Here is a 23,919-nt window from a genome sequence, read left to right on the forward strand (position 1 = left end):
ACTGCCACGGATTCCCGACGGCGGTGCTTGACTGACGCCATGAATGTGCGTCGAGTAGTGACCGGGCACAACCCGTCCGGCAAGTCCGTGTTCGTCAGCGACGAGTTGGTGCAGCCGTCGCCGACGACGGGGTTTCATCGACTATGGGGTGGCGACACGACGCCGGAGTTCCCGGACGACGGCAGCATCCCCGACCATCACTCGTATTTCCCGCCGGTCGGTGGCTTTCGATTCGGGATGTTCTCCTTACCGCCGGCCAGCACGGCAGGCTCCGATATCGAGGGCGCCGCGAGCGTGGCCGACCTCGAGGCCGAGGCGCCGGGGCTGCTCCGGTACATGGACCGGTCCGACCCTGGTATGCACACCACCGACACGATCGACTTCGAAGTCGTCCTCGAGGGCACGGTCGTGCTGGAACTCGACGACGGCGCGGAGGTCACCTTGACCGCCGGTGACACCGTGGTGCAGAACGGCACTCGGCATCGATGGCGGAATGCCGGCGACACAGTGGCGCGTCTCGCGGTCTTCATGTGCGGCGCGAACCACGCCGCCGTGCCTGCCGTCACGCCACCTCCTCCGGGTGCTTGATGCTCTCGATCGCGCGGGCGAACCCGTCCTTGCCGTAGCCCGCGTCGATCTGCCGGTGGATCAGACGCTGGACCATGTCGACCACTTCGGTGCTGATGCCGAGTGCGCGGCTCGCCTCGACGATGTCGCTGATGTCGGAGAACTCGAGGCTCTGCTGGCCGGGGCGCGAGTAGTCGCCGGCATCGATGATCTCGGCGTATCCGGCGATCGAAGGCACCATGCTGTGCAGCCACCCGACCGCTCGCGTCGCGAACTCCCTCGCGGGGACGCCCGCGGCGCCGACCATCGCGGCGCCGTGGAAGAAGCCTGCGAACATCACGTACATTCCTGACAGCAGCGCCAGGTCATACAGGGACGCCATCCCCGCGTCCGCACCGAAATATTCAGCGCCGCCCCATAATTCGAGCAAATCCCGGTACTCGTCATAGAGCCGCCGCGAACCGCTGTACAACACACTTGATGACGGCGTGCCGATCATCTTCGGTGTCGCCATGATCCCGCCGTCGAGGTAGTCGACACCGACGTCCGACGCCCATCGCGCCAGTTCGCGGGAACCGTCGGGGGATGTCGTCGTCAGGTTGAGCAGGCGCCGGCCCGCGAGCCGATCGCCCAGCGGATCGAGAACGTCGTGGACGGATTGGTGGTCGAACAAGCACACCACGATCAGGTCGGAGGACATTACGGCGTCGGCTGCCGTGCCGGCAGGGCAGGCGCCTGCGTCGACAAGGGCGGTCATCTTGTCGGCACTGCGGTTCCAGACGGTAGTGGCGCAGCCCCCGGCCAGGGCTACGCGGGCAAGGGCAGAACCCATTTCACCGAGTCCGAGGAAGCTCACCGTGCGCTGTGGAGTGGTCATGCGACCATCGTTGGGTCCACGCAAACTTTTGGACAAGTACCCACTAAAAAGTGCGATACTTACCTTTTTGGAACTAATGGAGGTGACCAGTGGCGGCGTTGGGGAAGTACACCTGCGGGCTCGACGCCGCGATGGCCGTGGTGGACGGCAAGTGGAAGCCGCTGATCCTCTGGGAGCTACAGGGCGGACCCAAACGGTTCAACGCACTGCACCGCAGCCTGGCCGGCATTTCGCAGAAAATGCTGACCCAGCACCTCAAGGAGTTGCAGCGCCACGGTGTCGTGCACCGGGAGAGCTATCACGAGGTGCCGCCGCGGGTCGAGTACTCGATGACACCGGCCGGCGAGGAGCTGTTGAAAGCCCTTGGACCCCTTGGTGATTGGGCGACCAAACATATCGGCTTGATTTGCGCCGCCGACGCGAGCTGAGCTAGCCTACCCGCTCGGCCAGCCACTTCTCCGCGCGCCGCTTCGACGCCCGCGACAGCCAGGCGTCCTGGATCAGCTCGGTCAACTCGCTTCTGCTGATTGAGCGTAAGTCCTTGGCGCGCACCAAAACCGACAGATGCCCGTCGAACCGGTCGGTGGTGAAGAACGGCGAACCGGGATCCTGGATGAGCGCGAGCTTGTCGCTCTCGGACTCCACCCAGATCATGATCACGTCGGCGTAGCGTTCGCCGGTCTCCGGATCCTCGGCATCGGGCTGCGGAGTGCGGAAGAACACGAACGATTTGCCGCCGACCTGATAGATGGCGTTTCCCTTCGGCCCCTCGATGCGGGTCACGTGGGGCATCGCCGCAGCGATCTCATGCACGTCGGCGACGCGCGCTTTGCGATCAGGCATGGCGATCCAGGTTGTGCAGCACGACATCTGACAACGCGGCGTGCTCAACGGTCGCCGTCATGTACGTGCAGAACGGTTGCCTGCGCCGGTCGGTCGGTGAGCCGGGGTTGAGCAGGCGCAGACCGGTCTTCGCGGTGGTGTCCCACGGAATGTGGCTGTGGCCGAACACCAGCACATCGGTGTCGGGGTACGCATTGGCCATCCGCGCTTCGCGGCCGGTGGCCGCCCCGGTCTCGTGCACCACTGTGAAGCGCAGGCCGCCGAGCGTCACGTCGGCACGTTCGGGCAGCCGTCGGCGCAACTCCGCGCCGTCGTTGTTGCCCCAGCAGCCGATCAGACGCTTCGCCTTGGCTTCGAGCGCGTCCAGCAGCGAAGGGTCTACCCAGTCGCCGGCGTGCAGCACGACGTCGGCGTCGGCTACCTCGTCCCACACGCGACGGGGTAGGTCACGGGCTCGCTTGGGGATATGAGTGTCGGCGATCAGAAGCAGTCGCACGGTCCCAACCTATCGGTTGGACACCGGGCGCCATCCCGGAGGCGGATCCTCGCCCACCCGTCCGTCGACGACCTCTCGAATCAGGTCGGCGTGCCCGGTGTGGCGCCCGTATTCCTCGATCAGGTCGCACAGCAGACGGCGCAGGCTCGCGTGCTCGCCGTCGGCGGAACAGACGTCGACGAGTTGATCGAGGCCTCCGCGGGCCAGCGCCGCGTCGACCCGCGCGCGAGACCGCTCGACCGCGTCGTCCCACAACTCGTAGAGCCGCTCGGGTGCATCGCTTGCGGCACTGGTGAACTCCCAGTCGTCGGTGCCGTCCCACCACGACTCCCATGGTTCGCCGATCGGTTCGCCGGTCAGCTTGCTGGTGAACATGGCGTCCTCGTTGATCGCCATGTGTTTGAGCAGGCCGCCGAGCGTCAGCGCCGACGCACCGATCCGCGTGGCCAGTCCGTCCGCGTCGAGGTCGTCGACCTTCCATCTGAACGTCGTTCGCAGACGCTCGAGCGCACCGAGGAGGTGCTCGGGTTCGGTGCCGGCAAGCGGGGGCTCCCACGGGGTGTCGGTCATACCGACACCGTATGCGGCTAGGCGGATTTCGTCGGCGCGAAGACCTGGATCACCCCGTCGATCTCGCGTACCCGGTACCTCGGCAGCGGTGGCGGAGCGACGGGTAGCTGATGGGTGACGTTCGTCCCCTCCAACGAGAACGACGTCGAGTGACAGGGACAACGCAGCCGGCTCTCCGGCGCATCCAGCCACAGCTTGCAGCCCTGATGCGTGCAGACGCCGGACACCGCCTCCAGTTTGGCGTCGTTGCGATGCACGAATCCGTTGACTGAGCCGAGGTCGAAGGCAAGTGCCCCGCCATCGGGTAGATCGGTGCTCGCACCGACAGCCCGCCACGTTCCCGCGTTGGGTTCGAGTTCGCCTTGGACGGGCGCCGCCTGCTGGGTCACGGTGGGCGCGAGCAGATTACGGCCGACGACCAAACCGGCTGCCGCCGAGGCGGCGGCCACCGAGCCGCCGATGACCACCTCGCGCCGGCGTGGCGCCCATCGCGGATGCGAGACCGCGGGCTGGTCTTCGGCCATCTCGGCCGCCAGCCTGCGATGCAGATCGGTGACGAATTCCTCGCGGGGGGCATCGCTGCCCAGCCGCGCCGCCCGCAATTCGATCGCGGTCTTCATCTGTTCGGCCTCGAAGTCGTCCGGGCGTGCGGACTCTGTGCGTTGCCCTCGCAACAGCCCCTCGACGAAACGGCGTACGGTTCGGTTGCTCACGACGTGGCCTCCTCACCCGACTGTGCGGCCATCCGCAGCGCGCGGTGCTGCAACACCTTTGCGTTCGCGACAGTCACCCCCATCTGGTTGGCGGCCTCCCGCACCGAAAACGCCTGCAGGAAACGCAGTTCCAGGATGCGACGATAGTTGTCCGGCAGCCGCTGCAGCAGCTGGCGCACCTTGTCTGGTGCCTCGCTGGCGATCGACTCCGGTTCGATGGGCTCGGGAACGTCGTCCTCGATGACGGTCACCTGGCGGCCCATCCGGTCACCCCAGTAAGACGCGAGAACCGTGCGAGCCGTCATACGAAGATACTTGCGCACCTCGGGCACGGTTGCCGAAACCCGCAGCGGGCGCAGCGCCGTCATGAAGACTTCTGCGGTCAGATCCTCGGCGTCGGGCTGGTTGCCGACCTTGCCGTACATCAGCCGATAGACCCACGTGACATTGTCGCGGTACACCGCATCCCAATCCGCATACGCCGCCCCCGTCACCGGTTGCAGCCCGGCAACGGGTCGAGGACGGCGCTCCTCACGCTCGCTGCGGATCACTTACGTGACTACGGCAGGAGCGCGGTCAGGGTTCACTCGGGCATCGTACGAATACGCCCCGGCACCGACCATGAGCAGGAAGACACTGCCGCACAGCATCGCCACTTCGAGGCGGCCTTCGTGGAAGAAGTCCCAGAAGCCGCCCTCCTTCGGGTACAGCGGCGCATGCCCCCACAGCAGTGGCACCTTGGTGATGCCCAACGCCCCGAGCATGTCGACGATCATCGGCAAAGTTGCCAGGCGCGTGAACAACCCGACGAGAATCAGCATGCCGCAGCCGATTTCGAAGACGCCATCCAAGTACGCGAAGAACGTCGCGCCGGGGATGCCGACCTTGATGAAGCGGCCGGGCCCAAGCGAGTCCGGCCGCAGGAACTTCAGCACCCCTTCGCCCGCGAAGATCAGGCCGACATAGAGGCGGATCAGAACAACAGCGCTCGACGCGCGCGTGGCAGTCAACTGAGTCAGCGTCATACCAAGAGATAGGCGCGGCGGTTACGCCGTTGCTGCAATCGCCAGAAACGCCCTGATCACGCGGTCAAGTGGGATACTGGGCGCGATGGCCCCGTTGCCGCAGACGCAGTACGCAAAGGGCCCGGGGGGAGATCTCGCCTATCAGATCGTCGGCGACGGTCCGATTGACTTGGTGATCGTTCCGGGCTGGTTCTCCCATGTCGACCTGCTGTGGGCGGATCCGGGCTGGAAGGCTTTCCTTGACGACCTGGCCTCGTTCGCCCGCGTGATCCTCTACGACAAACTCGGCACGGGGCTGTCCGACCCCATCGACCGACCGCCGACTCTCGAAGACGAAGTTGCCGACTTGCGGGCCGTACTGGATGCCGCCGAATCCGAACACACGGCGCTATTCGGTTACTCAGAGGGTGGGCCGATCAGTGTGCTGTTCGCCGGAACGTATCCCGAGCGGGTTCGGGCACTCGTGATGTTCGGGTCCTATGCCTGCGGATGGCCGGAAGAAGACGATTCGCCCGCGAGGGCTAAATGGCTCGAACTCAAGCGACTAGCGCGGGATTCCCTCGACCATTGGGGCGAGGGTCGGACCGTGGACTGGGCGGCACCCAGCCGAAAAGGCAGCGCCCTGTACCGAAGGGCCGTTGGCGCGTACGAACGCGCGGGCATGAGCCCGAAAATGGCTCGATTGGTCTTCGAGTCGATCCTGATACATATCGACATTCGGGACATTCTCGGTAGCGTTCGCGTTCCTACGCTCGTACTGCACCGCACAGGGGATGCGATCCCTGTGGAGTACGGTCGCGAGCTCGCCGAGAAGATTCCCAATGCGCGGTTCATCGAACTCGACGGCGTCGATCATTGGCCTGGTGCAGGCGACATCAAATCGATCACCGGCGCGACCGAGGAGTTCCTCACCGGCCACCGACACCAGACTCCGGCCGACCGCGTGCTGGCCACGGTGATGTTCACCGACATCGTGGATTCGACAGGACGCGCCGCTGAACTCGGCGATCGAAGCTGGCGCGAACTGCTTGGACGCCACGACGAGATGACGCGTGAAGAGATCGCCCGGTTCCAGGGCCGAGAAATCAAGCACACCGGCGACGGTTTCCTTGCGACCTTCGATGGGCCAACGCGCGCCGTACGTTGTGCCACCACGCTCAACGAGCGCATCGCGGGGCTGGGGATCGACATCCGAACGGGTCTTCACACCGGCGAGTGTGAGGTACGCGGCGACGACATCGGTGGCATCGCCGTCCACATCGGAGCCCGAATCGCTGCGCTGGCCGACAGACAGGAGGTGCTCGTCTCCAGCACGGTCAAGGACCTTGTGAACGGATCCGGCATCACGTTCGAAGACCGCGGCATACATGCGCTGAAGGGCATTCCGGCGCGATGGCAGCTATACGCGCCCGTAGGCGAGCGCGATCCCGCTGAGATTGATCAGGCAGTGGCAACTCAGCCGCGCCGAGATCTGCTGGCGGATCAGCTCGGACGTCAACCCCGAATCGCACGTACCGTGCTGCGATTGGCGCGAAGACGATGACTCCGCACACGCAGTACGCAAAGGGCCCGGGGGGAGATCTCGCCTATCAGATCGTCGGCGACGGTCCGGTGGACTTGGTGATCGTCCCGGGGTGGCTCTCCCACGTCGACCTGCTGTGGGCGGATGCCAGCTGGGCGAAGCTTGTCGGAGATTTTGCGTCGTTCGCGCGCGTGATCCTCTACGACAAGCGCGGTACGGGGCTGTCTGATCCAGTCGATGGCGTACCCACCCTCGAGAGCCGCGCCGACGACCTTCGCGCCGTACTGGACGCCGCAGGAAGCCGGCGCGCTGCACTGCTCGGATACTCCGAAGGCGGGCCCATCAGTGTCATGTTCGCCGCCACGTATCCACATCGCGTGCATTCGCTGATCCTCTTCGGCACGTACGCAAATGGATCGCGTGATGACGACGGCTCACCCGGCCGCGCGAAGTGGATAGAGCTGATGGCCCGGGTCGAGGCGACCCTCGACCATTGGGGCGAGGGATCGACTTTGGATTGGGCGGCCCCCAGCCTCAAGAACAGCCCCGCGAGCCGAATGGGCACCGGAGCGCTGGAGCGGGCCGCGATGAGCCCGAAGATGGCCCGCCTCACCTTCGAGGCCGTGCTCACCAGGGCCAAGGTCCAGGACATCCTGAAAAGTGTTTCGGTGCCGACGCTTGTGCTGCATCGCACCGATGAAGCCATCCCGGTGGAGTTCGCACGGGAAATCGCCGAAGAGATCCCGACGGCACGCCTCATCGAGCTGAATGGCATCGATCACTGGATGGCCGTCGGGGATATCGCCTCGATCACCGGTGAGGTCGAGCAGTTCCTCACCGGGCACCGCCACGAGCCGCCGCCCGATCGCGTGCTGGCCACCGTGCTATTCACCGACATTGTCGATTCGACGCGCCAAGCTGCCGAGCTCGGCGACCGCGACTGGCGTGAGCTGCTCGAGCGCCACGATGATCTGACTCGCGAGCACATCAGTCGCTTCCAGGGCCGCGAGGTCAAGCACACCGGTGACGGATTCCTGGCGACGTTCGACGGACCAACCAGGGCGGTGCGCTGCGCGAAGACGCTCGTTGACCTCATGCCGCAGATCGGCATCGAGATCCGCAGCGGTTTGCACACCGGCGAATGTGAGGTACGCGGCGACGATATCGGCGGCATCGCCGTCCACATCGGGGCGCGGATCGCCGCACTCGCCAAGAGCCGAGAGGTCTTGGTGTCGCGCACCGTCAAGGATCTCGTCAACGGCTCCGGCATCACGTTCGAAGAGCGCGGCGCACATGTGCTGAAGGGCATTCCCGCGGCGTGGGAGCTGTACGCGCCTGTGGGCGAACACGATCCGGCTGCGGGATTGCTCCATTGAGCCGAGGCGATTCAGTAAACGCCTGCAGCCCTTAACGACTCGTCGATGACCGCAACGATCCGCTCACCGTAGGCCCGGGTCGGGTGCGTCGCATCGCGTTTGGTCGGCGTGGTTCCGACAAAGCCGGGGCAACGTCCGTCCCCGCTGCAGAACCACGGACGCGAGTCCACCCACAGCCCGCCAACGGATTCGGCGAGGCGCTTCTCGGCTGCAGCAGTGGAAGCCCATTGGTCGGTGACGCGACTGATGCAGTTCGCCGGGACGCTCGACCCGGTGCCGTAGCAGTCTTCGATGTTCTTGTCGGCGGGCGGCGGTGAAAGGAACGCGAGCTTGGTGGCGGCGTCGCGGATCTGGCCGACGATTTGACGCACCGAATCAAACCACACGTCCGTCGTCATCGGACGACCGTCGCCGGCTCGAAAGTCCCCGTAGGAGTTCGCGATCAACACAACTGCCGGCCTGTTCGCGGTGATGTAGTCCAGCGCGCGTTGCTTGCGGGCAGTGCAGGCGTCGGCGGACTGCTGATCATTGTTGAACGGGCAACCGCCCATCGCCTCCAGATGTACCTGGATCTGGTCGCCGGAGTTCAGCGCCAGCTCACGCAACGAGTTCGCGTAATTCAGCGCGGCATCGTCGCCCACCATCACGATCCGGGTCGGCGCCGAAGTTGCGCCCCACGTGCACTCTTCGTCGATGGGCAGTGTGGTGTCCGAACAACGCTGGATCTCCGACGGCAAGGGCTCGACCATCGCGGCTTCCATCGAGGGGTCGAGCGGAGGCCACTGCGTGGCTGACAACGCAGCAGTGATCTCCGCTTGCAGCGCCGAAGCCAGGGGACCCGACTTCGCTTCGGACTTTTCCAGCACCGCGACCGGGGGCCGAGCCGCCATCGGCGACGGGGCCGGCGTTGCCACCGGCGACGGCACGTAAATGGATTGCGTCGTAAGCCCCAATGCGTAGGCGGTGAGCCCCACCGCCGACAGCATCAGCACCGCTGCGGCGGCAGGGCGTATCGACCGCTGCGGTTGGAAGCCGCCGCGAGGTATCTCACGGAGCGCGGAAACGGTTTTGCGCCAGTCGAAATACCGCAACGGATTCTCGACGAAGTGGTAGCAGCCGACCGCCAACGCGAAGGTGAGCGCGCCCGCCGCGAAGAAGAAGCTGCCGCCACGCGGCATCTGCGCGGCGAGGAAGACGATCACGGGCCAGTGCACCAGATACAGCGAGTACGAGATGTCGCCCAGATAGACACTGGCGGGATTTCGCAGAAATGCTTGTGGCGGTTCGTGTTCCACGCCTGCTGCGATGACAAGTGCCGCGCCCGTCACCGGCAGCAACGCCCATGGCGCCGGGAAGCCCGCCTCGGGGATCAGCAGCAGGCCCGCCGCGATCAGCGCAAGTCCTCCCCATGACAACCACGACTTGAGCGCCGGCGGTATTCGGCCCAGCGTCCCGACCGCTGTCGCCAACAGCGCGCCGACGCCCAGCTCCCACACCCTGGCGAAGGTGTTGAAGTACGCCCATGTCGGCCACGTCGCGGTCGCGTGTAGGGCGAATGCCAGGGAGGCGATGACGATGTATGTCACCACCGCGACCATGAACTTCATTTGGCGTCGTCGGGTCCACGCCATGCGGACGACAATGAGCCCGATCACGAAGATCAGCGCCGGCCAAACGAGGTAGAACTGTTCCGCGATCGACACCGCCCAGTAGTGCTGGACCGGCGAAACAGCGCCGTCCGCCGCGAAGAAATCCGGCTGCTGGGCAGCGAATCGCCAATTCGACATGAAGATGAAAGCCGACCACGCATCCACGCCGACCTGACGGGCCCGAGATGGTGGGAACACCACCACCGAAGCCAGATAGGTACAAAGCAGAACGGCGGAGGCGGCCGGGAGGATCCGGCGAACCAGATTCCAATAGAACCGACGGATCGACACACTCCCGCGACGGCCGGTGCTGCGTAACAGGCTGCCGGTGATCAGGAACCCCGTAATCACGAAGAACACATCCACGCCGATGAAGCCGCCCCGCGGCCAGCCGCACAAGTGGAAGGCGAACACGGCCACCACCGCGACCATCCGCAGGCCCTGGATGTCCAAGCGCTGCTGCGCCGGCACGGCTTCGCTTCGTCGGCGCCGCGATGGGCGCGGGCTCTGATCCAGAACGGCTGCCACCTCAGGCCTCCCGGGATTTCCCGTTTGCAGGGGACCTTACAAGAAAGATATATCGGCTACGTCAATTTCGAATCGTGAGGTCCTGACCTGTTGATCAGTCAAAAATCGGAGATGATCTGGGAGTTCACGTAAGAACTAGCACACACTTGTACATTTGCTGTTCCGGCGGCTGAGCGAGCAACAAAAACGCCCCGACCGATGCCGGGGCGTCCTCGAAAGTGAGCGCGCCCGAAGGGATTCGAACCCCTAACCTTCTGATCCGTAGTCAGATGCTCTATCCGTTGAGCTACGGGCGCCTGTCCTGTTCAGTTGTGTGGCTGACGAATCAGCCGCGGCGGAGGCGAGAGGATTTGAACCTCCGGTCGCCTTTGAGGGCGACAACTCATTAGCAGTGAGCCCCATTCGGCCGCTCTGGCACGCCTCCCGACGATTACCGCCGATCCGACAGCGTACACAGGGGTAACAGGCGAAGGCAAAGCGCAGGTGAGCGACCCATAAACTGGTCGGGTGACCGCCCGTCTACGACCCGAACTGGCCGATCTACCCGCCTACACCCCGGGCAAGACGGTGCCGGGTGCGATCAAGATCGCCAGCAACGAGACGGTGCACGGGCCGCTGCCGAGCGTGCGGGCCGCTATCGAGAAGGCCGCCGACAACATCAACCGCTATCCCGACAACGGGTACGTCGAACTCAAGGAACGCCTGGCCAAGCATGTCGACTTCGCCCCCGAGCACATCTCGGTGGGCTGCGGATCGGTCAGCTTGTGTCAACAGCTGATCCAGATCACCTCGACCGTCGGTGACGAGGTGCTATTCGGTTGGCGCAGCTTCGAGATCTATCCCCTACAGGTCCGCACCGCGGGTGCGACGCCCGTGCAGGTGCCGCTGACCGATTACACCTTCGACCTCGACGCCATGCTCGCCGCGATCACCGACCGCACCCGGCTGATCTTCGTGTGCAACCCGAACAACCCGACCAGCACCGTCGTCGACCCCGACGCGCTGGCCCGGTTCGTCGAGGCGGTGCCGCCGAACATTCTGATCGCTCTCGACGAGGCCTACGTCGAGTACATCCGCGACGGCCTGGTTCCCGACAGCTTCGGGTTGGTCCGCAAGCACAGCAATGTCGTTGTGCTGCGGACGTTTTCGAAGGCTTACGGCTTGGCCGGGTTGCGCATCGGGTACGCGGTGGGCGATCCGGACATCATCACCGCGCTGGGCAAGGTCTACGTGCCGTTCACCGCGACCAGCATCTCGCAGGCCGCGGCCATCGCGTCACTCGACGCCGCGGACGAATTGCTGGCCCGCACCGACGCGGTGATCGCCGAACGCGCCCGCGTCACTGCCGCTTTGCGCGATGCCGGTTATACCGTTCCGCCGTCACAGGCCAACTTCGTCTGGCTGCCGTTGCCCGGTCGCGCTCAGGAGTTCGCGAACGACTCGGCGAACAGCCGGGTGATCGTCCGGCCTTACGGCGACGACGGCGTGCGCGTCACCGTCGCAGCCCCGCATGAGAACGACGCGTTCCTCGCCTTCGCGACGGGCTGGAACCGCTAGCTCGGCTGGCGTCCGGTGTAGGCGACCAACCGATCCAAAGCGCCGGCATCGGCGGCCACGTCGATCGGATTGTCAAACCCGACGTTGGTGCGGCCCTCCGGCGTGATGATCGTCTTGGCCAGGCCCAAGACGTAGTCGGACAGCGAATCGGGTGCGGTCACCTCACGTCCGGTCGCCTTCGCGTAATCCCAAGCGTGGACCAGGAATTCGAGCGAAAGGATGCTCACCATCATCTTGGCGGGCGCCTCCCCCGACCGGAACGGCACATTGCCCTCGAGGCCGTGCTTATGCCACGCGTCCAGAGCCGGCCGCCCAGCGAGCACGACCTGCCGCTCGACCGAGTCGGAGCTGTCGCGTTCGGGGAACTCCGCACCGACCATCCCACCGATCGTGGTGATCGAGTTCATCAGATGGTCTGTCAGCGCGGCGACGTCGAACTCCCGGCACGGCGTCTGTTTGGCTTCGTCGTCTTTGGCGATGCCGTGCAACACGTGCACCAGCACAGCCAGCGTCGCTTCGGCGCTTTGCAGCTCGTCAGTCGGCGGTGAATCAGGTCCGGGACGCAAGTCGTCAGGCATGCGCTCACGCTACGACGCGGCACCGCATATCGTTGCCGGGATGAGGCCCCACGTTTTGGCGCTGGCCGGAGCCGCCCTGATCCTCGCCGGCCTGATCGCCGGCTGCGAGCGCTCGACGCCCGGCACCGTCGCCATGACGACCGAGCCCGGGCCACCGCTCACGTCGACACGCGCGCCGAGCACGACGATGCCCGGGCTGCCAGGCATCCCGATCCCTAACATTCCGTTCCCCGGCTTCCCGAAGAACACCGACGTCCCTGTGGTGCCCGCACCGCCCAACGCGCTGACAATGACCTGCAGCGACTTCAACAAACTCGACGAGGCCACCCGACTGGCCGTCATCCGGGAAATCCTCAAACAGAAGGACAACCCGCTCGGCCCCAACGGCGAATCCGTCGGCCAGATGCTGGTCGAGGCGGCCTGTCAGTTCCTGCCTCAGGCCACTGTCAGCGAGGTACTGATGGGAACGCCGCCTCGCTGACTGGCTAGCGTATTGCGGCATGGGCCGCGAAGTTGAGGCATATGAATCCGTCACCGTCGACATCGAGAACCATGTCGCGCAGGTGACCCTGATTGGTCCCGGCAAGGGCAACGCGATGGGACCGGCGTTCTGGGCGGAGATGCCCGAGGTGTTCGCCAAGCTCGACGCCGACCGCGACGTTCGCGCCATCGTGCTGACTGGATCGGGCAACAACTTCAGTTACGGCCTTGATCTGCCCGCGATGGGCGGCGCGCTGTCGGGTGTGCTCGGCGGTGGCGGATCGGCTCTGCCGCGGGCGGAGTTTCACCAGACCATCCTGCGGATGCAGGGTGCGATGAACGCCGTCGCCGACTGCCGCACCCCGACCATCGCGTCGGTACACGGCTGGTGCATCGGCGGCGGCGTCGACCTGATCTCGGCAGTCGACATCCGTTACGCCAGCGCGGACGCGAAGTTTTCCGTGCGCGAGGTCAAACTGGCCATCGTCGCGGATGTCGGCAGCCTCGCCCGGCTGCCGCTGATCCTGACCGACGGGCATCTGCGCGAATTGGCGTTGACGGGCAAGGACATTGACGCTTCCCGCGCCGAGAAGATCGGTCTCGTCAACGATGTCTACGCCGACGCCGACGCATCGCTGGCCGCGGCACACCAGACGGCGGCTGAGATCGCCGGCAACCCGCCGCTGGTGGTCAACGGGATCAAAGACGTGCTCGATCAGCAACGCATTGCCCGCGTCTCGGAAAGCCTGCGCTATGTCGCGGCCTGGAACGCCGCATTCTTACCGTCGAAGGATCTCACCGAGGGGCTCACCGCGACGTTCGAAAAGCGCGCGCCGAACTTCACCGGCGAGTAATTGTCCTCCGGTCTGCCTGCGAAAACACTGCGAGGAAGCGGTGAATTCGCCAAGGCGGCCGTGCGCGGTGTTTCGCGTCACTATGCGGATGCAGAACTGAATACATATGCGGCTCAACGCCGTATTGATCGGTATGACGGATACAACGCATTCCATTTCGCTGGATCACATTGCCGGACAGCGAACCGGCGCCCCACATATCGCAGGCACCGCAGTCGCACTGACCACGCACCGCTACGAGCAAGACCAAGTCGCGAGCGTGCTGACGAGCGGCCTCGGCCCTGAATTCGCCCGCTTCGCACAGACCAGCGGCGTGGATACCCGCAGCCTCGCGCTGCCGTTGTCCCGCTACCCCGAGTTGACCGGCTTCACCGAGGCGAACGACGCCTACCTGCAAGTCGCCGTCGAGCTTGGCGAGCAGGCTGTGCGGGCGGCGCTCGACGCGGCGCACGTCACGCCCCAGGAAGTGGATGCCATCGTGATGGTGTCCAGCACCGGGGTCGCCGTGCCGACCATCGACGCCAGGCTGGCGTCGCGGATCGGGTTCAGGCCGGATATCAAACGCATTCCGTTGTTCGGGCTCGGTTGCGTCGCCGGTGCGGCAGGGATGGCGCGGGTGCACGACTACCTGCGCGGCTTCCCCGGCCACGTCGCGGTGCTGTTGTCGGTGGAGTTGTGCTCACTCACGCTGCAACGTGACGATCTGTCCATTCCCGCACTGATCGGCGCGTGCCTGTTCGGTGACGGCGCAGCAGCCGTTGTCGCCACCGGAGCCGACCGCGTTCCCGTAGCGCCGACGGCCTACCCCGGTCCTGCCGTACTGTCCACGCGAAGCCGGTTGTTCCCCGGGACCGTAGACGTAATGGGTTGGAAGGTCAGCTCGAACGGCTTCAGTCTGGTGATGTCGCGCGATGTGCCCCACATGGCCGACGCGTATCTCGGCGACGAGGTCGACCGCTTCCTCGCTGATCACGGCCTGACGACCGGTGACATCTCGACGTGGATCTGTCACCCCGGTGGCCCGAAGGTGCTGGACGCGATCGAGCGTGCTGTCGGCTTGCCACCGGAAGCCAATGTGCACAGCCGAGAATCGATGCGGCAGAACGGAAACTTCTCGTCGGCATCGGTTCTCGACGTGTTGCACCGCACGCTGGCTACCCCGCCGCCGGCCGGTTCGCTTGGTGTAATGCTGGCGATGGGGCCGGGATTCAGCTTCGAGCTGTTGCTGCTGAGCTGGTAGCGCGATGTACTACCTGTTCATCCTCGCGATCGGCGCGGAACGACTCGTCGAACTCGTCGTCTCACGGCGCAATGCGAACTGGTCATTTGCCAACGGCGGCAAGGAGTTCGGCCGCGGTCACTATCCCGTGATGATCGGCATGCACACCCTGCTGCTGGTCTGCTGCATCGCCGAAGTCGCGCTGCTGCACCGGCCTTTCATTCCATGGCTGGGTTGGCCGATGGTGGTGCTCGTGGCACTCAGCACCGTCCTGCGGTGGTGGTGCGTGGCAACGCTAGGTAAGCATTGGAATCCGCGACTGATCGTCATTCCCGGTGCGCCGCTGGTACATCGCGGACCGTACCGCTTCCTGCACCACCCCAACTACACGGCGGTGACCGTGGAGGTGGCTGCGCTGCCCCTTGTGCATGCGGCGTGGCTGACGGCGATCGTGTTCACTATCGCCAACGCGCTGGTGCTCAACGTGCGGATCCGCTCCGAGAACGTAGCGCTGGGTTACGCGTGACGGGCGTCCAGCCCAGATCCGCCTTGGCCTTCGCGTTCGACAACGGCAACCGGGTGTCGCCGAACGCGATCGCCGCGTAAGGAGCGACCAGCCCGAACAGTCGCCGTGGAATAGGCAGCGGTTTGGGCCGGTGCAGCGTGACTGCCAGCTCGCGGATGTAGTCGCCGAACGACTGCGGTCGATCGTCGACGATGTTGTAGATCTGTCCGCCCCGACCGCTGTCGACGGCGTCCGCGGTCGCCTTGGCGACGTCGTCGATGTGAACCCAGGACACGACGCCGTTTCCGGTCGGGGCGGGCATCGCCCACCACTTCACCAGCCGGGTGAACAGCTCGTCGTGCGGCACGCCGGGGCCGTAGAAAGCGCCGTAGCGCAACACGATTCCCTCGGTTTCGCTGTGTTGACCCGAGGTGAGCACCGTCTGCTCCATGTCACGCAGCGCCTTGAGCATCGCCTCACCGCCTGGCGGCGGCGGACCGGGATAAGGGTCGGACTCGTCCATCAGCGCGGGCCCGGCCGACGGGTATCCATACGCGAAGATCACCGACTCCGCGACGATCCGGCGCACGCCGGCACGCTGCGCAGCCGCGACCAGGTTCGGTGCGCCGCGGCCCCACAGTGCGCGTGCCGGCTCAAAGTCCTTGAGCCGCATAGGACCCCGCTTCGGCAGCGTGGTCAACAGACTGACCACGACCTCGGGTTCGACGTCGGCGACAACGGCATCGATCTGGTCGGCATCGAAGACGTCGGCCACCACCGTTTTAGCACCTGCCTGTTCGATCTGCGGCGTCTTCGACGACTGCCGGGTCAACCCGACGACGTCGTGGCCGCGTGCGTTCAATTCCCTCAGCAGTGGAAGACCCGGCACGCTGGTCGCTCCTGCTACCAGAATTCTCATCGGGCCCTCTCCCCGGAGATGCTGGCGCGCAGCGCAATTGCGAGGAAGACGGTGGTCACCACCAACCCCGCAGCCTCGAGCCAGCCGACCGATTCACCCGCCGCGTGGTGCGGGTCGATGATGTGACTGACGGCGTGCAGGCCCCAATGCACTGTGGCGAACGCCAATGCGGGGACTCGCCACGACGGCCATCGCAGCGCGGCCAGCATCATCAGGCCGAGCGGAAACTCGAACGACGCGTTGTCGACGATGTAGTGGTCGTTGCGGACGCCGAAGTTTCCGAGTGTCTCGAAGAAGGTTCCCGGCGCGAAGAACATGAAGAGTCCAAGGGCCACCGAGTACGCGCCGAAGACGATGAGAATCACCTCGACGTAGCGGGTCCTTGTGCGCAGGGGTGTCGTCGTCATATCTTCACGCTAGTTCTTCAATGGCCTCACGATAGGCTCCACTTCGATGGCAATTTCGGGTACCACTTCTGGTCCGGAGCTGCTGGTCGAGCTCGACCGGGCGGCGCCGGAGCCGCTGCACCGTCAGCTGGCCAACGGTCTGCGCGACGCCATCCGCACCGGACGGTTGGCACCCGAGACGCGGCTGCCGTCAACCCGGGTGCTGGCCGCAGATCTCGGCGTCTCGCGACGCCTCGTGGTCGATGCGTACAGCCAGCTCGCCGCGGAGGGGTTTCTGCTCAGCACGCACGGCTCCGGCACCCGCGTGTCGAGGGTCGACACGGCCAGCACCCCGCGGCGCGACGCCGGCGAAGCTGCCAAGCAATTCGACTTCGACTTCGCTCCCGGCTCGCCGGACCTTGCCAGCTTTCCGCGGCATGCCTGGCTGCGGGCGCTGAGACAAGGGCTCGCCGAGATCGAATCGCAGGCGTTCGGTTATGTCGAGCCGCAGGGGTTGTATTCCGCCCGCGTGGCGGTGGCGGACTATCTGCGGCGTGCCAGGGGTGTTGTTGCCGACCCGCGGTACATCGTGCTGTGCTCGGGGGCGACGCAGGCCGTCGCGCTGCTCGCGTCGACGTTGAGCGGCCAGCCGGTGGCGATGGAAGATCCCGGCTTCTGGTTGCATCGAATGGTGCTGCGGCACAACGGTATCGAGCCGGTCCCCGTGCCTGTCGATGGCGATGGCCTTGACGTCGGCGCGCTGGCGGCCAGCGATGCGACGGCTGTCCTCGCGACGCCGGCACATCAATCGCCGACCGGCGTGGTGCTGTCCGCGGCGCGGCGCACCGCGCTGGTGCAGTGGGCGAGGTCGGACCACCTTGTCATCGAGGACGATTACGATGCCGAATACCGCTACGACCGTGCGCCCGTGGGCGCGCTTCAGGGCATCGCGGCCGACCGGGTGGTGTACATCGGTTCGACCAGCAAAACGCTCGCGCCGGGACTGCGCATCGGCTGGATGGTGTTGCCCGCACACCTCGTCGGCGCCGTCACACTGGCCAAAGGGCTGGCAGACACTGGAAGCTCGGTGATGGACCAGATCGCATTCGCCAAGCTGTTGGCGTCGGGTGAATACGACCGGCATCTGCGCCAGATGCGCCGCCGCTACCTCAGTCGCCGAAATGCGTTGCTGCAGGCACTGACCCGGCACTTGCCGGAAGCAACGGTACTTGGGGCGGCAGCGGGCGTTCACCTGACCGTCCGCTTTCCTGACGGTTATCCCATCGCGGAATTGGTGCGCCGCGCGGCACGGCGTCGAGTGCGGGTCGAGCCCCTGTCGCCGTGCTACGCCGAAGACTCCTCAGCGCCACCGGGTTTGATGCTCGGCTATGCCAATCTGACCGAGTCGCAGATCGTCACCGGTGTGGAGACGCTTGCGCAGGCTATCCGCTGAGGACGCGGTACCAGAGGTTGGTCACCGCAGACGGGTGCGACGGCATGGATATCGCCGACGACGGTGACACCGGCCACCGAAAGCCTCGCCCCCGCCCTCGCCGTCCAGCCACGACAGATCCCCGCCTGGTCCTGCGATGAAGCCGTCGGCGGACATCGCGGCCGAATAGAGAGATTTCGCCATATCGGTACCGGCCATTTCGGCCGCCGCGATTCACCGCACCCGACATTTTTGCTGAGTCAATTTCCGCAAGCGTCAATTCGGAAGAGCGGTGGCGGAGGGATTTGAACCCCCGGACGGTTTTAGCCGTCTCTCGCTTTCAAGGCGAGTGCATTAGGCCGCTCTGCCACGCCACCGCCGACAAGAGTACGGGGCGGATGCGCGCTTGTGCGAAGGGCCGACGGGTCAGTCGGCCCTCGAGCCTGGACGTGAGCTAGACGCGGCCGAGCTTCGCCGGCGGCGCACCTGCCTTCAGTGCGACGTTGATGCGCCGACAGTTTTCGCCCATCGCCGCGATCTGCGGGCGAGACAATCTGCCGAGGAAATGCGACCGCACCCCCTGGCCGTAAGTGACCATGGCCTCGGTCACCGCGGCCCGGCCCTCCTCGGTGATGGAGGCCAGCACGCCTCGGCCGTCATCGGGGCTGGCCCCGCGGCGCACCAATCCCTGCAGTTCCAGGCGCCGGATCTGCCGGGTGACCCGGCTCGGCAATGACATCAGCCCGTCGGCTAGGTCCCCCATACGCGCAGAGCCGGTCGCGGACTTGTCCAACATGTCGAGCAGCCGCACATCATTCAACGTCAGATGATGCGCGTCTACCAGCGACCGGTTCAGGGTCGCGTACATCCTCAACGCCGAGTCGAGGAAGTTTTGCCACGACCTCTGCTCAGCGATATCTAGACCAGGCATCTCACTAGCAGTACGCCCGGCAATCATCCCCTCCATTTCGCTATAGTAAATCAAGCAAGCATTGCTCCGTGAGGGAAATGCATACTACATTCCGCGCATAGTAGCGTTGACCCAATGCGCGCGATCGTGGCCGAAGCAGCCGATCAGCTCAGCTGGCAAGAAATCCCCGACATCGCACCGGAAACCGGCGAAGTCCTCATCAAAGTAAGTGCCGCTGGTGTCAACCGTGCGGACCTGCTGCAGGCCGCCGGGAACTATCCGCCCCCTCCCGGTGCCAGTCAGACACTCGGACTCGAGGTCTCCGGAACCGTCGCACAAGTGGGCGACGACGTGACCCAGTGGACTGTCGGGCAACAAGTCTGCGCTTTGCTGGCAGGCGGCGGCTACGCCGAATTCGTCGCCGTCCCCGCCGGCCAGGTGATGCCGGTTCCCGACGGTGTTCCGCTGCCGCACGCCGCCGCGCTCCCCGAAGTGGCGTGCACCGTCTGGTCGAACCTCATCATGACCGCTGGTTTGGCGTCCGGCCAGCTGCTGCTGATTCACGGCGGCGCCAGCGGCATCGGCACGCACGGCATTCAGGTGGCCCGCGCGCTCGGCGCCAGGGTGGCCGTGACCGCAGGCGCACAGAACAAACTCGACCTGTGCGCCGATCTCGGGGCCGAGATCACCATCAACTACCGCGACGAGGACTTCGTCGAGCGGCTCCGCGGCGAAGGCGGAGCGAACGTGATCCTCGACATCATGGGGGCCAAGTACCTCGACCGCAACATCGATGCACTGGCCACCGGCGGGCGGTTGGTGATCATCGGGATGCAGGGCGGCGTCAAGGCCGAACTCAACATCGGCAAACTGCTCGGCAAGCGAGCCGGTGTCATCGCCACTGCGTTGCGGTCTCGTCCGGTCAGCGGGCCGGGCAGCAAGAGTGAGATCGTCGCGGAGGTGATCGACAACGTCTGGCCGATGATCGCCGACGGCCAGGTGCGTCCGATCATCGGCGCCGAGTTCCCGATCGATCAGGCCAAGGCCGCGCATGAGCTGCTGGCCTCAGGTGAGGCGTCAGGGAAAATCCTTCTGCGCGTTGGTGATTCAGCCTAGCGAGGCCAGCGCACGCACCAACTGATCGACCTCGGCAGTGGTCGTGTAGTGCGCCAAGCCGACGGTGACCGCACCACCGACATCGTTGACCCCGATGACATCGAGCACCCGCGAGCTGACATTGGAGACGGCCAGGATGCCGTTGTCGGCCAGTCGTTGCACTACCCGTTCGGCAGGCACGTCGCTGACCGCGAAGCTCAGCACCGGGATGTGTGTCTCCGGCCTTCCGATCACCATCACGGTGGACAGCGAACGCAATGAGGTCAACAGGTAGTCGAACACGCGGTTCATGTAAGTCGCCGCGGATTGCATTGAGAGCGAAAGTCGTTCGCGCCTCGATCCGCGCGCCGACTCATCCAGGCTTGCCAGGTATTCGATGCTGGCGACGACTCCCGCAAGCAGACCGAATTGGTGTGTGCCCACCTCCAGTCGCGCGGGACCGGTAGCGTACGGGTTCAGCGATACCGAACTGAACGAGTCGATCAGCGACGGCTCGCGGAACACCAGCGCGCCGATCGGGGGGCCACCCCACGCCACCGCGTTCACCGCCACCACGTCGGCGTCGATCTCGTCGATGTCGATCAACCGGTACGGGGCGGCCGCAGAGTGATCGACGACCACCAGCCCGCCGCCGTCGTGCACCAGCTTCGTGACCGCCCGCAGATCGGTCACCGTGCCAAGCGTCGAAGAGGCCGACGAGATCGCGACCAACCGGGTCGACCGCGAGATCAGCCCCTCCCACTGCCAGGTCGGCAGTTCACCGGTTTCGATGTCGACTTCGGCCCACTTCACTTTGGCGCCATAGCGATTCGCCGCGCGCAGCCACGGTGCGATGTTCGCCTCGTCGTCGAGGCGGGTCACCACCACCTCGTATCCGAGACCGACCCGGGACGAGGACGCGTCGGCCAGCGACGTCAGCAGCACCGCACGATCGGCACCGAGCACCACGCCCCGCGGGTCCGCGTTGACCAGATCAGCGACGGCCTGGCGCGCGGCCTCCAGCACCGCCGCACTGCGTTGCGCCGACGGATGCGGTCCAACGGGCGTCGGCATCGAGCCACGGAACGCGGTCGACACTGCTCGGCCGACTGTGTCGGGCAGCAGCATGCCGTTCTGGGCGTCGAAATGCACCCAACCATCGCCCAAGGACGGGTGCAGACCGCGCACCCGGGCGACGTCGTATGCCATTCCAGCCCACCTTAGAGCGCCTGTGAATTCCACAAACCGACACAATCTTGGCGGATGCCCGGCCGTGCCCTGTCGCTGCCCATGCCGTGCCCGGACCGAGTCACCTGGGCAGCCATACTAGTGCAGTGAGCTTGGGGTTCGGAGTGCTAATTGCACTGTTGTTGCTGGTGATCCCCGGGGCAGTCGTCGCACGTGTTGGCCGGCTAACTTGGCCGGCCGCGGTCGTAGTCGGTCCTGCACTGACCTACGGCACAGTGGCGTTGGCCATCGTTCCGTTTGGCGCACTTGGCGTCCCGTGGAACGGATGGACGGCACTGTTTGCTCTGGCGATCGTTACGGGTATTGCGTGGTGTTTGCGGATCGTGCTCGGCCGTGTTCGCGACGTCGATGCCGAGGCCCTGGCGGTCGCCCGCGGACCCGCACTGGTGGTGGCGGCAGGCGTCCTGGTGGGCGCCTTGCTGATCGCGTTGGCAGCGGTTCGGGGGATGCCGAACTGGCAGTCCATTCCGAGTAACTGGGATTCGGTGTGGCACGCCAACACGATTCGCTTCATCGTCGACACCGGCCAGGCCTCGCCGACGCACATGGGCGAGTTGCGCAACGTCGAGACGCGCGAAGCGCTGTACTACCCGTCGACATTTCACGCTCTCGCGGCGGTGTTCAGTCAGCTCACCGGTTCGGCACCCACCACCGCCTACACGCTGAGTTCACTGGCCGCCTCGATCTGGTTGTTTCCGGTCAGCGCCGCGGCGCTGACGTGGCGGATGCTGCGCACCCGCACCGACGCATGGCGTACGGCGGGCGCCGCTGCCACCGCAGCGGCGCTGTCGGCATCGTTCACCGCGCTGCCCTACATCGAGTTCGACGTTGCGTCTATGCCCAACCTCGCCGCCTACGGCATCGCGATCCCGACGATGGTGTTGGTGGTGTCGTCGCTGCGACACCGGGATCGCATGCCGCTCGCAGTGCTGGCGCTGCTCGGTGTGTTCTCCGTGCACATCACCGGCGGAGTGGTGACGGTTCTGTTCGTGGCCGCCTGGTGGCTTTTCGACGCGCTGTGGCGGCCGGTCCGCGGCCGCGTGGCCGACTTCGTCAACCTGTTGCTCATCGCCGCCCCAACCGTGGTGCTGTTGCTGCCACAGTTTCTCGGCGTGCTGCAGCAGGCAGAGATCATCGTCGGGCACGCGTTCGTCACCCACGAGGGTAAGAAGCGGGGCCTATTCGACGCCGTTGTGCAGCACACCCGTCACCTCAACGACTTCCCTATCCAGTGGGTGCTGATCATCCTGGCGGCCGTCGGAGCGATCGTGCTGATCGTGCGGAGGGTGTGGTGGCCGCTGGCAATCTGGTGCCTGCTGGTCGTGGCCATCGTGCACTCGTCGGCGCCGTTTCGGCTGGGACCGGTCGGCCCGATCATCGGAAAGTTCGCCGACCTGTTCTACAGCGATCCCCGCCGGCTGTCGGGGGTCATCACGATGCTGCTGTACGGGGCGGTCGGCATAGCCGTGTTCACGCTGGCGTCGTTTGTCGTCGCAGGGGCGCACCGGGTGGTCAAGGGCGGCGACCAACGGGCCTGGCACGCGGCGACGGCCACCATCTGTGTGGCCGTCAGCATCGGCATCGGGCTCGCGTATCTACCGCGGGCCCAATTTCTGTTCGGCGAGAAGTACGACCGGGTGATGGTCGATGCCAAGGACCTGCAGGCATGGGCGTATCTGGCCACGCTGCCGGGCGCGCATGACACCCTGATCGCCGATGCGAACACCGACGGCACCGCGTGGATGTACGCCGTCGCCGACCTGCATCCGCTGTGGACGCACTACGACTATCCGGTTCAGCAGGGCCCGGGCTTTCACCGGTTCATCATCTGGGCCTATGCCGATGACGCCGACACCGACCCGCGCGTTGCCGAGGCGGTCAAGGCGCTCAACATCCGGTACGTGGTCACCAGCACACCGGTGGTCCGCGGGTTCGTGATGCCCGACGGACTAGTGTCGCTAGATAGGTCACGGTCGTGGGAGAAGATCTACGACAACGGCGAGGCCCGCATCTACGAGTGGCGCGGCATTGAGCACTAGCGAAGAGCAGAAGACCGGAGAGGAAAAATGACGGCCAATCCCGACGACGACAACATCGAAATCATCGGCGGCGAACCCCGCGCGATGTCCGATGACGATGCCGACGGCAAGTCGTTGACCGATCTGGTTGAGCAGCCTGCCAAGGTGATGCGGATCGGCACGATGATCAAGCAGCTGTTGGAGGAAGTGCGCGCGGCACCGCTGGACGACGCCAGCCGCAACCGGCTGCGCGACATCCACCGCACCAGCATTCGCGAGCTCGAGGACGGGCTCGCGCCAGAACTTCGCGACGAGCTCGAGCGGCTCACGCTGCCGTTCACCGAGGACGGCGTGCCGTCCGATGCCGAACTGCGGATCGCACAGGCCCAGCTGGTCGGCTGGCTCGAAGGGTTGTTCCACGGCATCCAGACCGCGTTGTTCGCCCAGCAGATGGCGGCCCGTCAGCAGTTGGAGCAGATGCGCCAGGGCGCGCTGCCGCCCGGCGTGGGCGTGCCCGGCCAGCGCGGCGGCGGGACTGGTCAGTACCTGTAG

Annotated in this window: 26 protein-coding genes and 3 tRNA genes; 13 read left to right on the forward strand and 16 right to left on the reverse strand. The window is 65.5% G+C overall.

Translation table 11 applies throughout. From position 1 onward, the window contains the following. The first annotated feature begins 39 nt into the window (after nt 1–39). Entirely contained in the window at nt 40–588 is a 549-nt protein-coding gene (locus J3E61_RS07580; protein ID WP_192724623.1) for a cupin domain-containing protein, read from the forward strand. Here the strand turns inward: J3E61_RS07580 and J3E61_RS07585 are convergent. Then, on the reverse strand, nt 563–1,444 hold the full coding sequence (locus J3E61_RS07585) for an NAD(P)-dependent oxidoreductase (RefSeq protein ID WP_210083151.1): 882 nt from the start codon (nt 1,442–1,444) through the stop codon (nt 563–565). The two genes, J3E61_RS07580 and J3E61_RS07585, sit on opposite strands and share 26 nt — an antisense overlap. Before the next feature lie 89 nt (nt 1,445–1,533). Between J3E61_RS07585 and J3E61_RS07590 the strand changes: the two genes are divergently transcribed. Continuing rightward, nucleotides 1,534–1,872: a winged helix-turn-helix transcriptional regulator gene (locus J3E61_RS07590; RefSeq protein ID WP_192724625.1), complete on the forward strand. Its 339-nt coding sequence runs from the start codon at nt 1,534–1,536 to the stop codon at nt 1,870–1,872. A gap of 1 nt (nt 1,873) precedes the next feature. Here the strand turns inward: J3E61_RS07590 and J3E61_RS07595 are convergent, their stop codons facing one another. From J3E61_RS07595 to J3E61_RS07620, 6 genes are read right to left on the reverse strand one after another with little or no spacing between them, the layout of a single operon-like run. Next, nucleotides 1,874–2,287, reverse strand: coding sequence for an MmcQ/YjbR family DNA-binding protein (locus tag J3E61_RS07595; RefSeq protein WP_210083152.1), 414 nt, complete (start codon nt 2,285–2,287; stop codon nt 1,874–1,876). Beyond that, nucleotides 2,280–2,783: a metallophosphoesterase gene (locus tag J3E61_RS07600; RefSeq protein WP_210083153.1), complete on the reverse strand. Its 504-nt coding sequence runs from the start codon at nt 2,781–2,783 to the stop codon at nt 2,280–2,282. Before J3E61_RS07600 ends, J3E61_RS07595 begins: the two co-directional genes overlap by 8 nt. Before the next feature lie 9 nt (nt 2,784–2,792). Next, complete coding sequence (locus tag J3E61_RS07605; RefSeq protein WP_210083154.1) at nt 2,793–3,353, reverse strand: DUF664 domain-containing protein; 561 nt, start codon at nt 3,351–3,353, stop codon at nt 2,793–2,795. A 17-nt stretch (nt 3,354–3,370) separates the two neighbouring features. Then, nucleotides 3,371–4,066: a Rieske (2Fe-2S) protein gene (locus tag J3E61_RS07610; RefSeq protein ID WP_210083155.1), complete on the reverse strand. Its 696-nt coding sequence runs from the start codon at nt 4,064–4,066 to the stop codon at nt 3,371–3,373. Further along, on the reverse strand, nt 4,063–4,560 hold the full coding sequence (locus J3E61_RS07615) for a sigma-70 family RNA polymerase sigma factor (protein WP_192725231.1): 498 nt from the start codon (nt 4,558–4,560) through the stop codon (nt 4,063–4,065). Before J3E61_RS07615 ends, J3E61_RS07610 begins: the two co-directional genes overlap by 4 nt. A gap of 57 nt (nt 4,561–4,617) precedes the next feature. Beyond that, complete coding sequence (locus tag J3E61_RS07620) at nt 4,618–5,091, reverse strand: DoxX family protein (protein ID WP_210083156.1); 474 nt, start codon at nt 5,089–5,091, stop codon at nt 4,618–4,620. 85 nt (nt 5,092–5,176) lie between these two features. Here J3E61_RS07620 and J3E61_RS07625 point away from each other — a divergent pair, with 85 nt between their 5' ends. Together J3E61_RS07625 and J3E61_RS07630 are read left to right on the forward strand one after the other, a co-directional pair. Beyond that, entirely contained in the window at nt 5,177–6,634 is a 1,458-nt protein-coding gene (locus tag J3E61_RS07625; protein ID WP_210083157.1) for an adenylate/guanylate cyclase domain-containing protein, read from the forward strand. Then, the gene (locus tag J3E61_RS07630; protein ID WP_192724632.1) at nt 6,631–7,989 is read left to right on the forward strand and encodes an alpha/beta fold hydrolase; all 1,359 of its coding nucleotides are present in this window, start codon (nt 6,631–6,633) and stop codon (nt 7,987–7,989) included. Before J3E61_RS07625 ends, J3E61_RS07630 begins: the two co-directional genes overlap by 4 nt. An 11-nt stretch (nt 7,990–8,000) precedes the next feature. Here J3E61_RS07630 and J3E61_RS07635 read toward each other — a convergent pair whose 3' ends face one another. The 3 genes from J3E61_RS07635 to J3E61_RS07645 all read right to left on the reverse strand — a co-directional run bounded on the left by J3E61_RS07635 (nt 8,001) and on the right by J3E61_RS07645 (nt 10,590). Beyond that, nucleotides 8,001–10,166: an acyltransferase gene (locus J3E61_RS07635; protein ID WP_210083158.1), complete on the reverse strand. Its 2,166-nt coding sequence runs from the start codon at nt 10,164–10,166 to the stop codon at nt 8,001–8,003. 223 nt (nt 10,167–10,389) lie between these two features. Beyond that, nucleotides 10,390–10,462, reverse strand: a tRNA-Arg gene (locus J3E61_RS07640). Between the two features lie 39 nt (nt 10,463–10,501). Further along, nucleotides 10,502–10,590 (reverse strand) — tRNA-Ser (locus tag J3E61_RS07645). Nucleotides 10,591–10,673: 83 nt separating this feature from the next. Between J3E61_RS07645 and hisC the strand changes: the two genes are divergently transcribed. Continuing rightward, complete coding sequence (gene hisC / locus J3E61_RS07650; protein WP_210083159.1) at nt 10,674–11,723, forward strand: histidinol-phosphate transaminase; 1,050 nt, start codon at nt 10,674–10,676, stop codon at nt 11,721–11,723. On the opposite strand, the gene J3E61_RS07655 is transcribed toward hisC, so the two are convergent. Further along, the gene (locus tag J3E61_RS07655; protein ID WP_210083160.1) at nt 11,720–12,301 is read right to left on the reverse strand and encodes a TIGR03086 family protein; all 582 of its coding nucleotides are present in this window, start codon (nt 12,299–12,301) and stop codon (nt 11,720–11,722) included. The two genes, hisC and J3E61_RS07655, sit on opposite strands and share 4 nt — an antisense overlap. Nucleotides 12,302–12,341: 40 nt before the next feature. On the opposite strand from J3E61_RS07655, the gene J3E61_RS07660 reads away from it, so the two are divergent. From J3E61_RS07660 to J3E61_RS07675, 4 genes are all read left to right on the forward strand, one after another. After that, nucleotides 12,342–12,782 (forward strand): hypothetical protein, encoded by a 441-nt coding sequence (locus tag J3E61_RS07660; RefSeq protein ID WP_210083161.1) that lies wholly within the window; start codon nt 12,342–12,344, stop codon nt 12,780–12,782. A gap of 19 nt (nt 12,783–12,801) precedes the next feature. Then, nucleotides 12,802–13,635, forward strand: coding sequence for a crotonase/enoyl-CoA hydratase family protein (locus tag J3E61_RS07665; RefSeq protein ID WP_192724637.1), 834 nt, complete (start codon nt 12,802–12,804; stop codon nt 13,633–13,635). 133 nt (nt 13,636–13,768) lie between these two features. After that, nucleotides 13,769–14,875 carry a type III polyketide synthase gene (locus J3E61_RS07670; RefSeq protein ID WP_192724638.1) on the forward strand — a complete coding sequence of 369 codons (1,107 nt, stop codon included), beginning with the start codon at nt 13,769–13,771 and terminating at the stop codon, nt 14,873–14,875. A gap of 4 nt (nt 14,876–14,879) precedes the next feature. Continuing rightward, a complete protein-coding gene (locus tag J3E61_RS07675) occupies nt 14,880–15,380 on the forward strand; it encodes an isoprenylcysteine carboxyl methyltransferase family protein (RefSeq protein WP_210083162.1) in 501 nt (166 codons plus the stop codon). Here the strand turns inward: J3E61_RS07675 and J3E61_RS07680 are convergent. After that, complete coding sequence (locus J3E61_RS07680) at nt 15,334–16,278, reverse strand: NAD(P)-dependent oxidoreductase (protein ID WP_210083163.1); 945 nt, start codon at nt 16,276–16,278, stop codon at nt 15,334–15,336. The genes J3E61_RS07675 and J3E61_RS07680 overlap by 47 nt on opposite strands. Next, complete coding sequence (locus J3E61_RS07685) at nt 16,275–16,685, reverse strand: hypothetical protein (RefSeq protein ID WP_192724641.1); 411 nt, start codon at nt 16,683–16,685, stop codon at nt 16,275–16,277. Before J3E61_RS07685 ends, J3E61_RS07680 begins: the two co-directional genes overlap by 4 nt. Nucleotides 16,686–16,731: 46 nt before the next feature. Between J3E61_RS07685 and J3E61_RS07690 the strand changes: the two genes are divergently transcribed. Further along, nucleotides 16,732–18,117 (forward strand): PLP-dependent aminotransferase family protein, encoded by a 1,386-nt coding sequence (locus tag J3E61_RS07690; RefSeq protein WP_210083164.1) that lies wholly within the window; start codon nt 16,732–16,734, stop codon nt 18,115–18,117. 269 nt (nt 18,118–18,386) lie between these two features. Here J3E61_RS07690 and J3E61_RS07695 read toward each other — a convergent pair. Both J3E61_RS07695 and J3E61_RS07700 read right to left on the reverse strand, forming a co-directional pair. Beyond that, nucleotides 18,387–18,473 (reverse strand) — tRNA-Ser (locus tag J3E61_RS07695). Nucleotides 18,474–18,550: 77 nt separating this feature from the next. Beyond that, on the reverse strand, nt 18,551–19,063 hold the full coding sequence (locus tag J3E61_RS07700; protein ID WP_192724643.1) for a MarR family transcriptional regulator: 513 nt from the start codon (nt 19,061–19,063) through the stop codon (nt 18,551–18,553). A 78-nt stretch (nt 19,064–19,141) separates the two neighbouring features. Between J3E61_RS07700 and J3E61_RS07705 the strand changes: the two genes are divergently transcribed. Next, complete coding sequence (locus J3E61_RS07705; protein ID WP_210083165.1) at nt 19,142–20,122, forward strand: NAD(P)H-quinone oxidoreductase; 981 nt, start codon at nt 19,142–19,144, stop codon at nt 20,120–20,122. Here the strand turns inward: J3E61_RS07705 and J3E61_RS07710 are convergent. Next, complete coding sequence (locus J3E61_RS07710) at nt 20,114–21,310, reverse strand: cysteine desulfurase-like protein (RefSeq protein WP_192724645.1); 1,197 nt, start codon at nt 21,308–21,310, stop codon at nt 20,114–20,116. The two genes, J3E61_RS07705 and J3E61_RS07710, sit on opposite strands and share 9 nt — an antisense overlap. Before the next feature lie 125 nt (nt 21,311–21,435). Here J3E61_RS07710 and J3E61_RS07715 point away from each other — a divergent pair, with 125 nt between their 5' ends. Together J3E61_RS07715 and J3E61_RS07720 are read left to right on the forward strand one after the other, a co-directional pair. Continuing rightward, a complete protein-coding gene (locus tag J3E61_RS07715) occupies nt 21,436–23,388 on the forward strand; it encodes a hypothetical protein (protein ID WP_210083166.1) in 1,953 nt (650 codons plus the stop codon). Between the two features lie 27 nt (nt 23,389–23,415). Then, nucleotides 23,416–23,919, forward strand: a complete 504-nt coding sequence (locus tag J3E61_RS07720) for a DUF2587 domain-containing protein (protein WP_192724647.1) — start codon at nt 23,416–23,418, stop codon at nt 23,917–23,919.

It is taken from the genome of Mycobacterium sp. OAE908, from assembly GCF_017872775.1.
Taxonomy (GTDB): Bacteria; Actinomycetota; Actinomycetes; order Mycobacteriales; family Mycobacteriaceae; genus Mycobacterium.

Excerpts from the sequence above, each read along its gene's own strand:
- J3E61_RS07630 (WP_192724632.1), top strand. The coding sequence starts at position 6,631 with ATGACTCCGCACACGCAGTACGCAAAGGGCCCGGGGGGAGATCTCGCC.
- J3E61_RS07720 (WP_192724647.1), top strand. The coding sequence starts at position 23,416 with ATGACGGCCAATCCCGACGACGACAACATCGAAATCATCGGCGGCGAA.
- J3E61_RS07665 (WP_192724637.1), top strand. The coding sequence starts at position 12,802 with ATGGGCCGCGAAGTTGAGGCATATGAATCCGTCACCGTCGACATCGAG.
- J3E61_RS07580 (WP_192724623.1), top strand. The coding sequence starts at position 40 with ATGAATGTGCGTCGAGTAGTGACCGGGCACAACCCGTCCGGCAAGTCC.
- J3E61_RS07655 (WP_210083160.1), bottom strand. The coding sequence starts at position 12,301 with ATGCCTGACGACTTGCGTCCCGGACCTGATTCACCGCCGACTGACGAG.
- J3E61_RS07605 (WP_210083154.1), bottom strand. The coding sequence starts at position 3,353 with ATGACCGACACCCCGTGGGAGCCCCCGCTTGCCGGCACCGAACCCGAG.
- J3E61_RS07700 (WP_192724643.1), bottom strand. The coding sequence starts at position 19,063 with ATGGAGGGGATGATTGCCGGGCGTACTGCTAGTGAGATGCCTGGTCTA.
- J3E61_RS07675 (WP_210083162.1), top strand. The coding sequence starts at position 14,880 with ATGTACTACCTGTTCATCCTCGCGATCGGCGCGGAACGACTCGTCGAA.
- J3E61_RS07710 (WP_192724645.1), bottom strand. The coding sequence starts at position 21,310 with ATGGCATACGACGTCGCCCGGGTGCGCGGTCTGCACCCGTCCTTGGGC.
- J3E61_RS07660 (WP_210083161.1), top strand. The coding sequence starts at position 12,342 with ATGAGGCCCCACGTTTTGGCGCTGGCCGGAGCCGCCCTGATCCTCGCC.
- J3E61_RS07690 (WP_210083164.1), top strand. The coding sequence starts at position 16,732 with ATGGCAATTTCGGGTACCACTTCTGGTCCGGAGCTGCTGGTCGAGCTC.
- J3E61_RS07670 (WP_192724638.1), top strand. The coding sequence starts at position 13,769 with ATGACGGATACAACGCATTCCATTTCGCTGGATCACATTGCCGGACAG.
- J3E61_RS07685 (WP_192724641.1), bottom strand. The coding sequence starts at position 16,685 with ATGACGACGACACCCCTGCGCACAAGGACCCGCTACGTCGAGGTGATT.
- J3E61_RS07585 (WP_210083151.1), bottom strand. The coding sequence starts at position 1,444 with ATGACCACTCCACAGCGCACGGTGAGCTTCCTCGGACTCGGTGAAATG.
- J3E61_RS07680 (WP_210083163.1), bottom strand. The coding sequence starts at position 16,278 with ATGAGAATTCTGGTAGCAGGAGCGACCAGCGTGCCGGGTCTTCCACTG.
- J3E61_RS07595 (WP_210083152.1), bottom strand. The coding sequence starts at position 2,287 with ATGCCTGATCGCAAAGCGCGCGTCGCCGACGTGCATGAGATCGCTGCG.
- J3E61_RS07620 (WP_210083156.1), bottom strand. The coding sequence starts at position 5,091 with ATGACGCTGACTCAGTTGACTGCCACGCGCGCGTCGAGCGCTGTTGTT.
- J3E61_RS07705 (WP_210083165.1), top strand. The coding sequence starts at position 19,142 with ATGCGCGCGATCGTGGCCGAAGCAGCCGATCAGCTCAGCTGGCAAGAA.
- J3E61_RS07625 (WP_210083157.1), top strand. The coding sequence starts at position 5,177 with ATGGCCCCGTTGCCGCAGACGCAGTACGCAAAGGGCCCGGGGGGAGAT.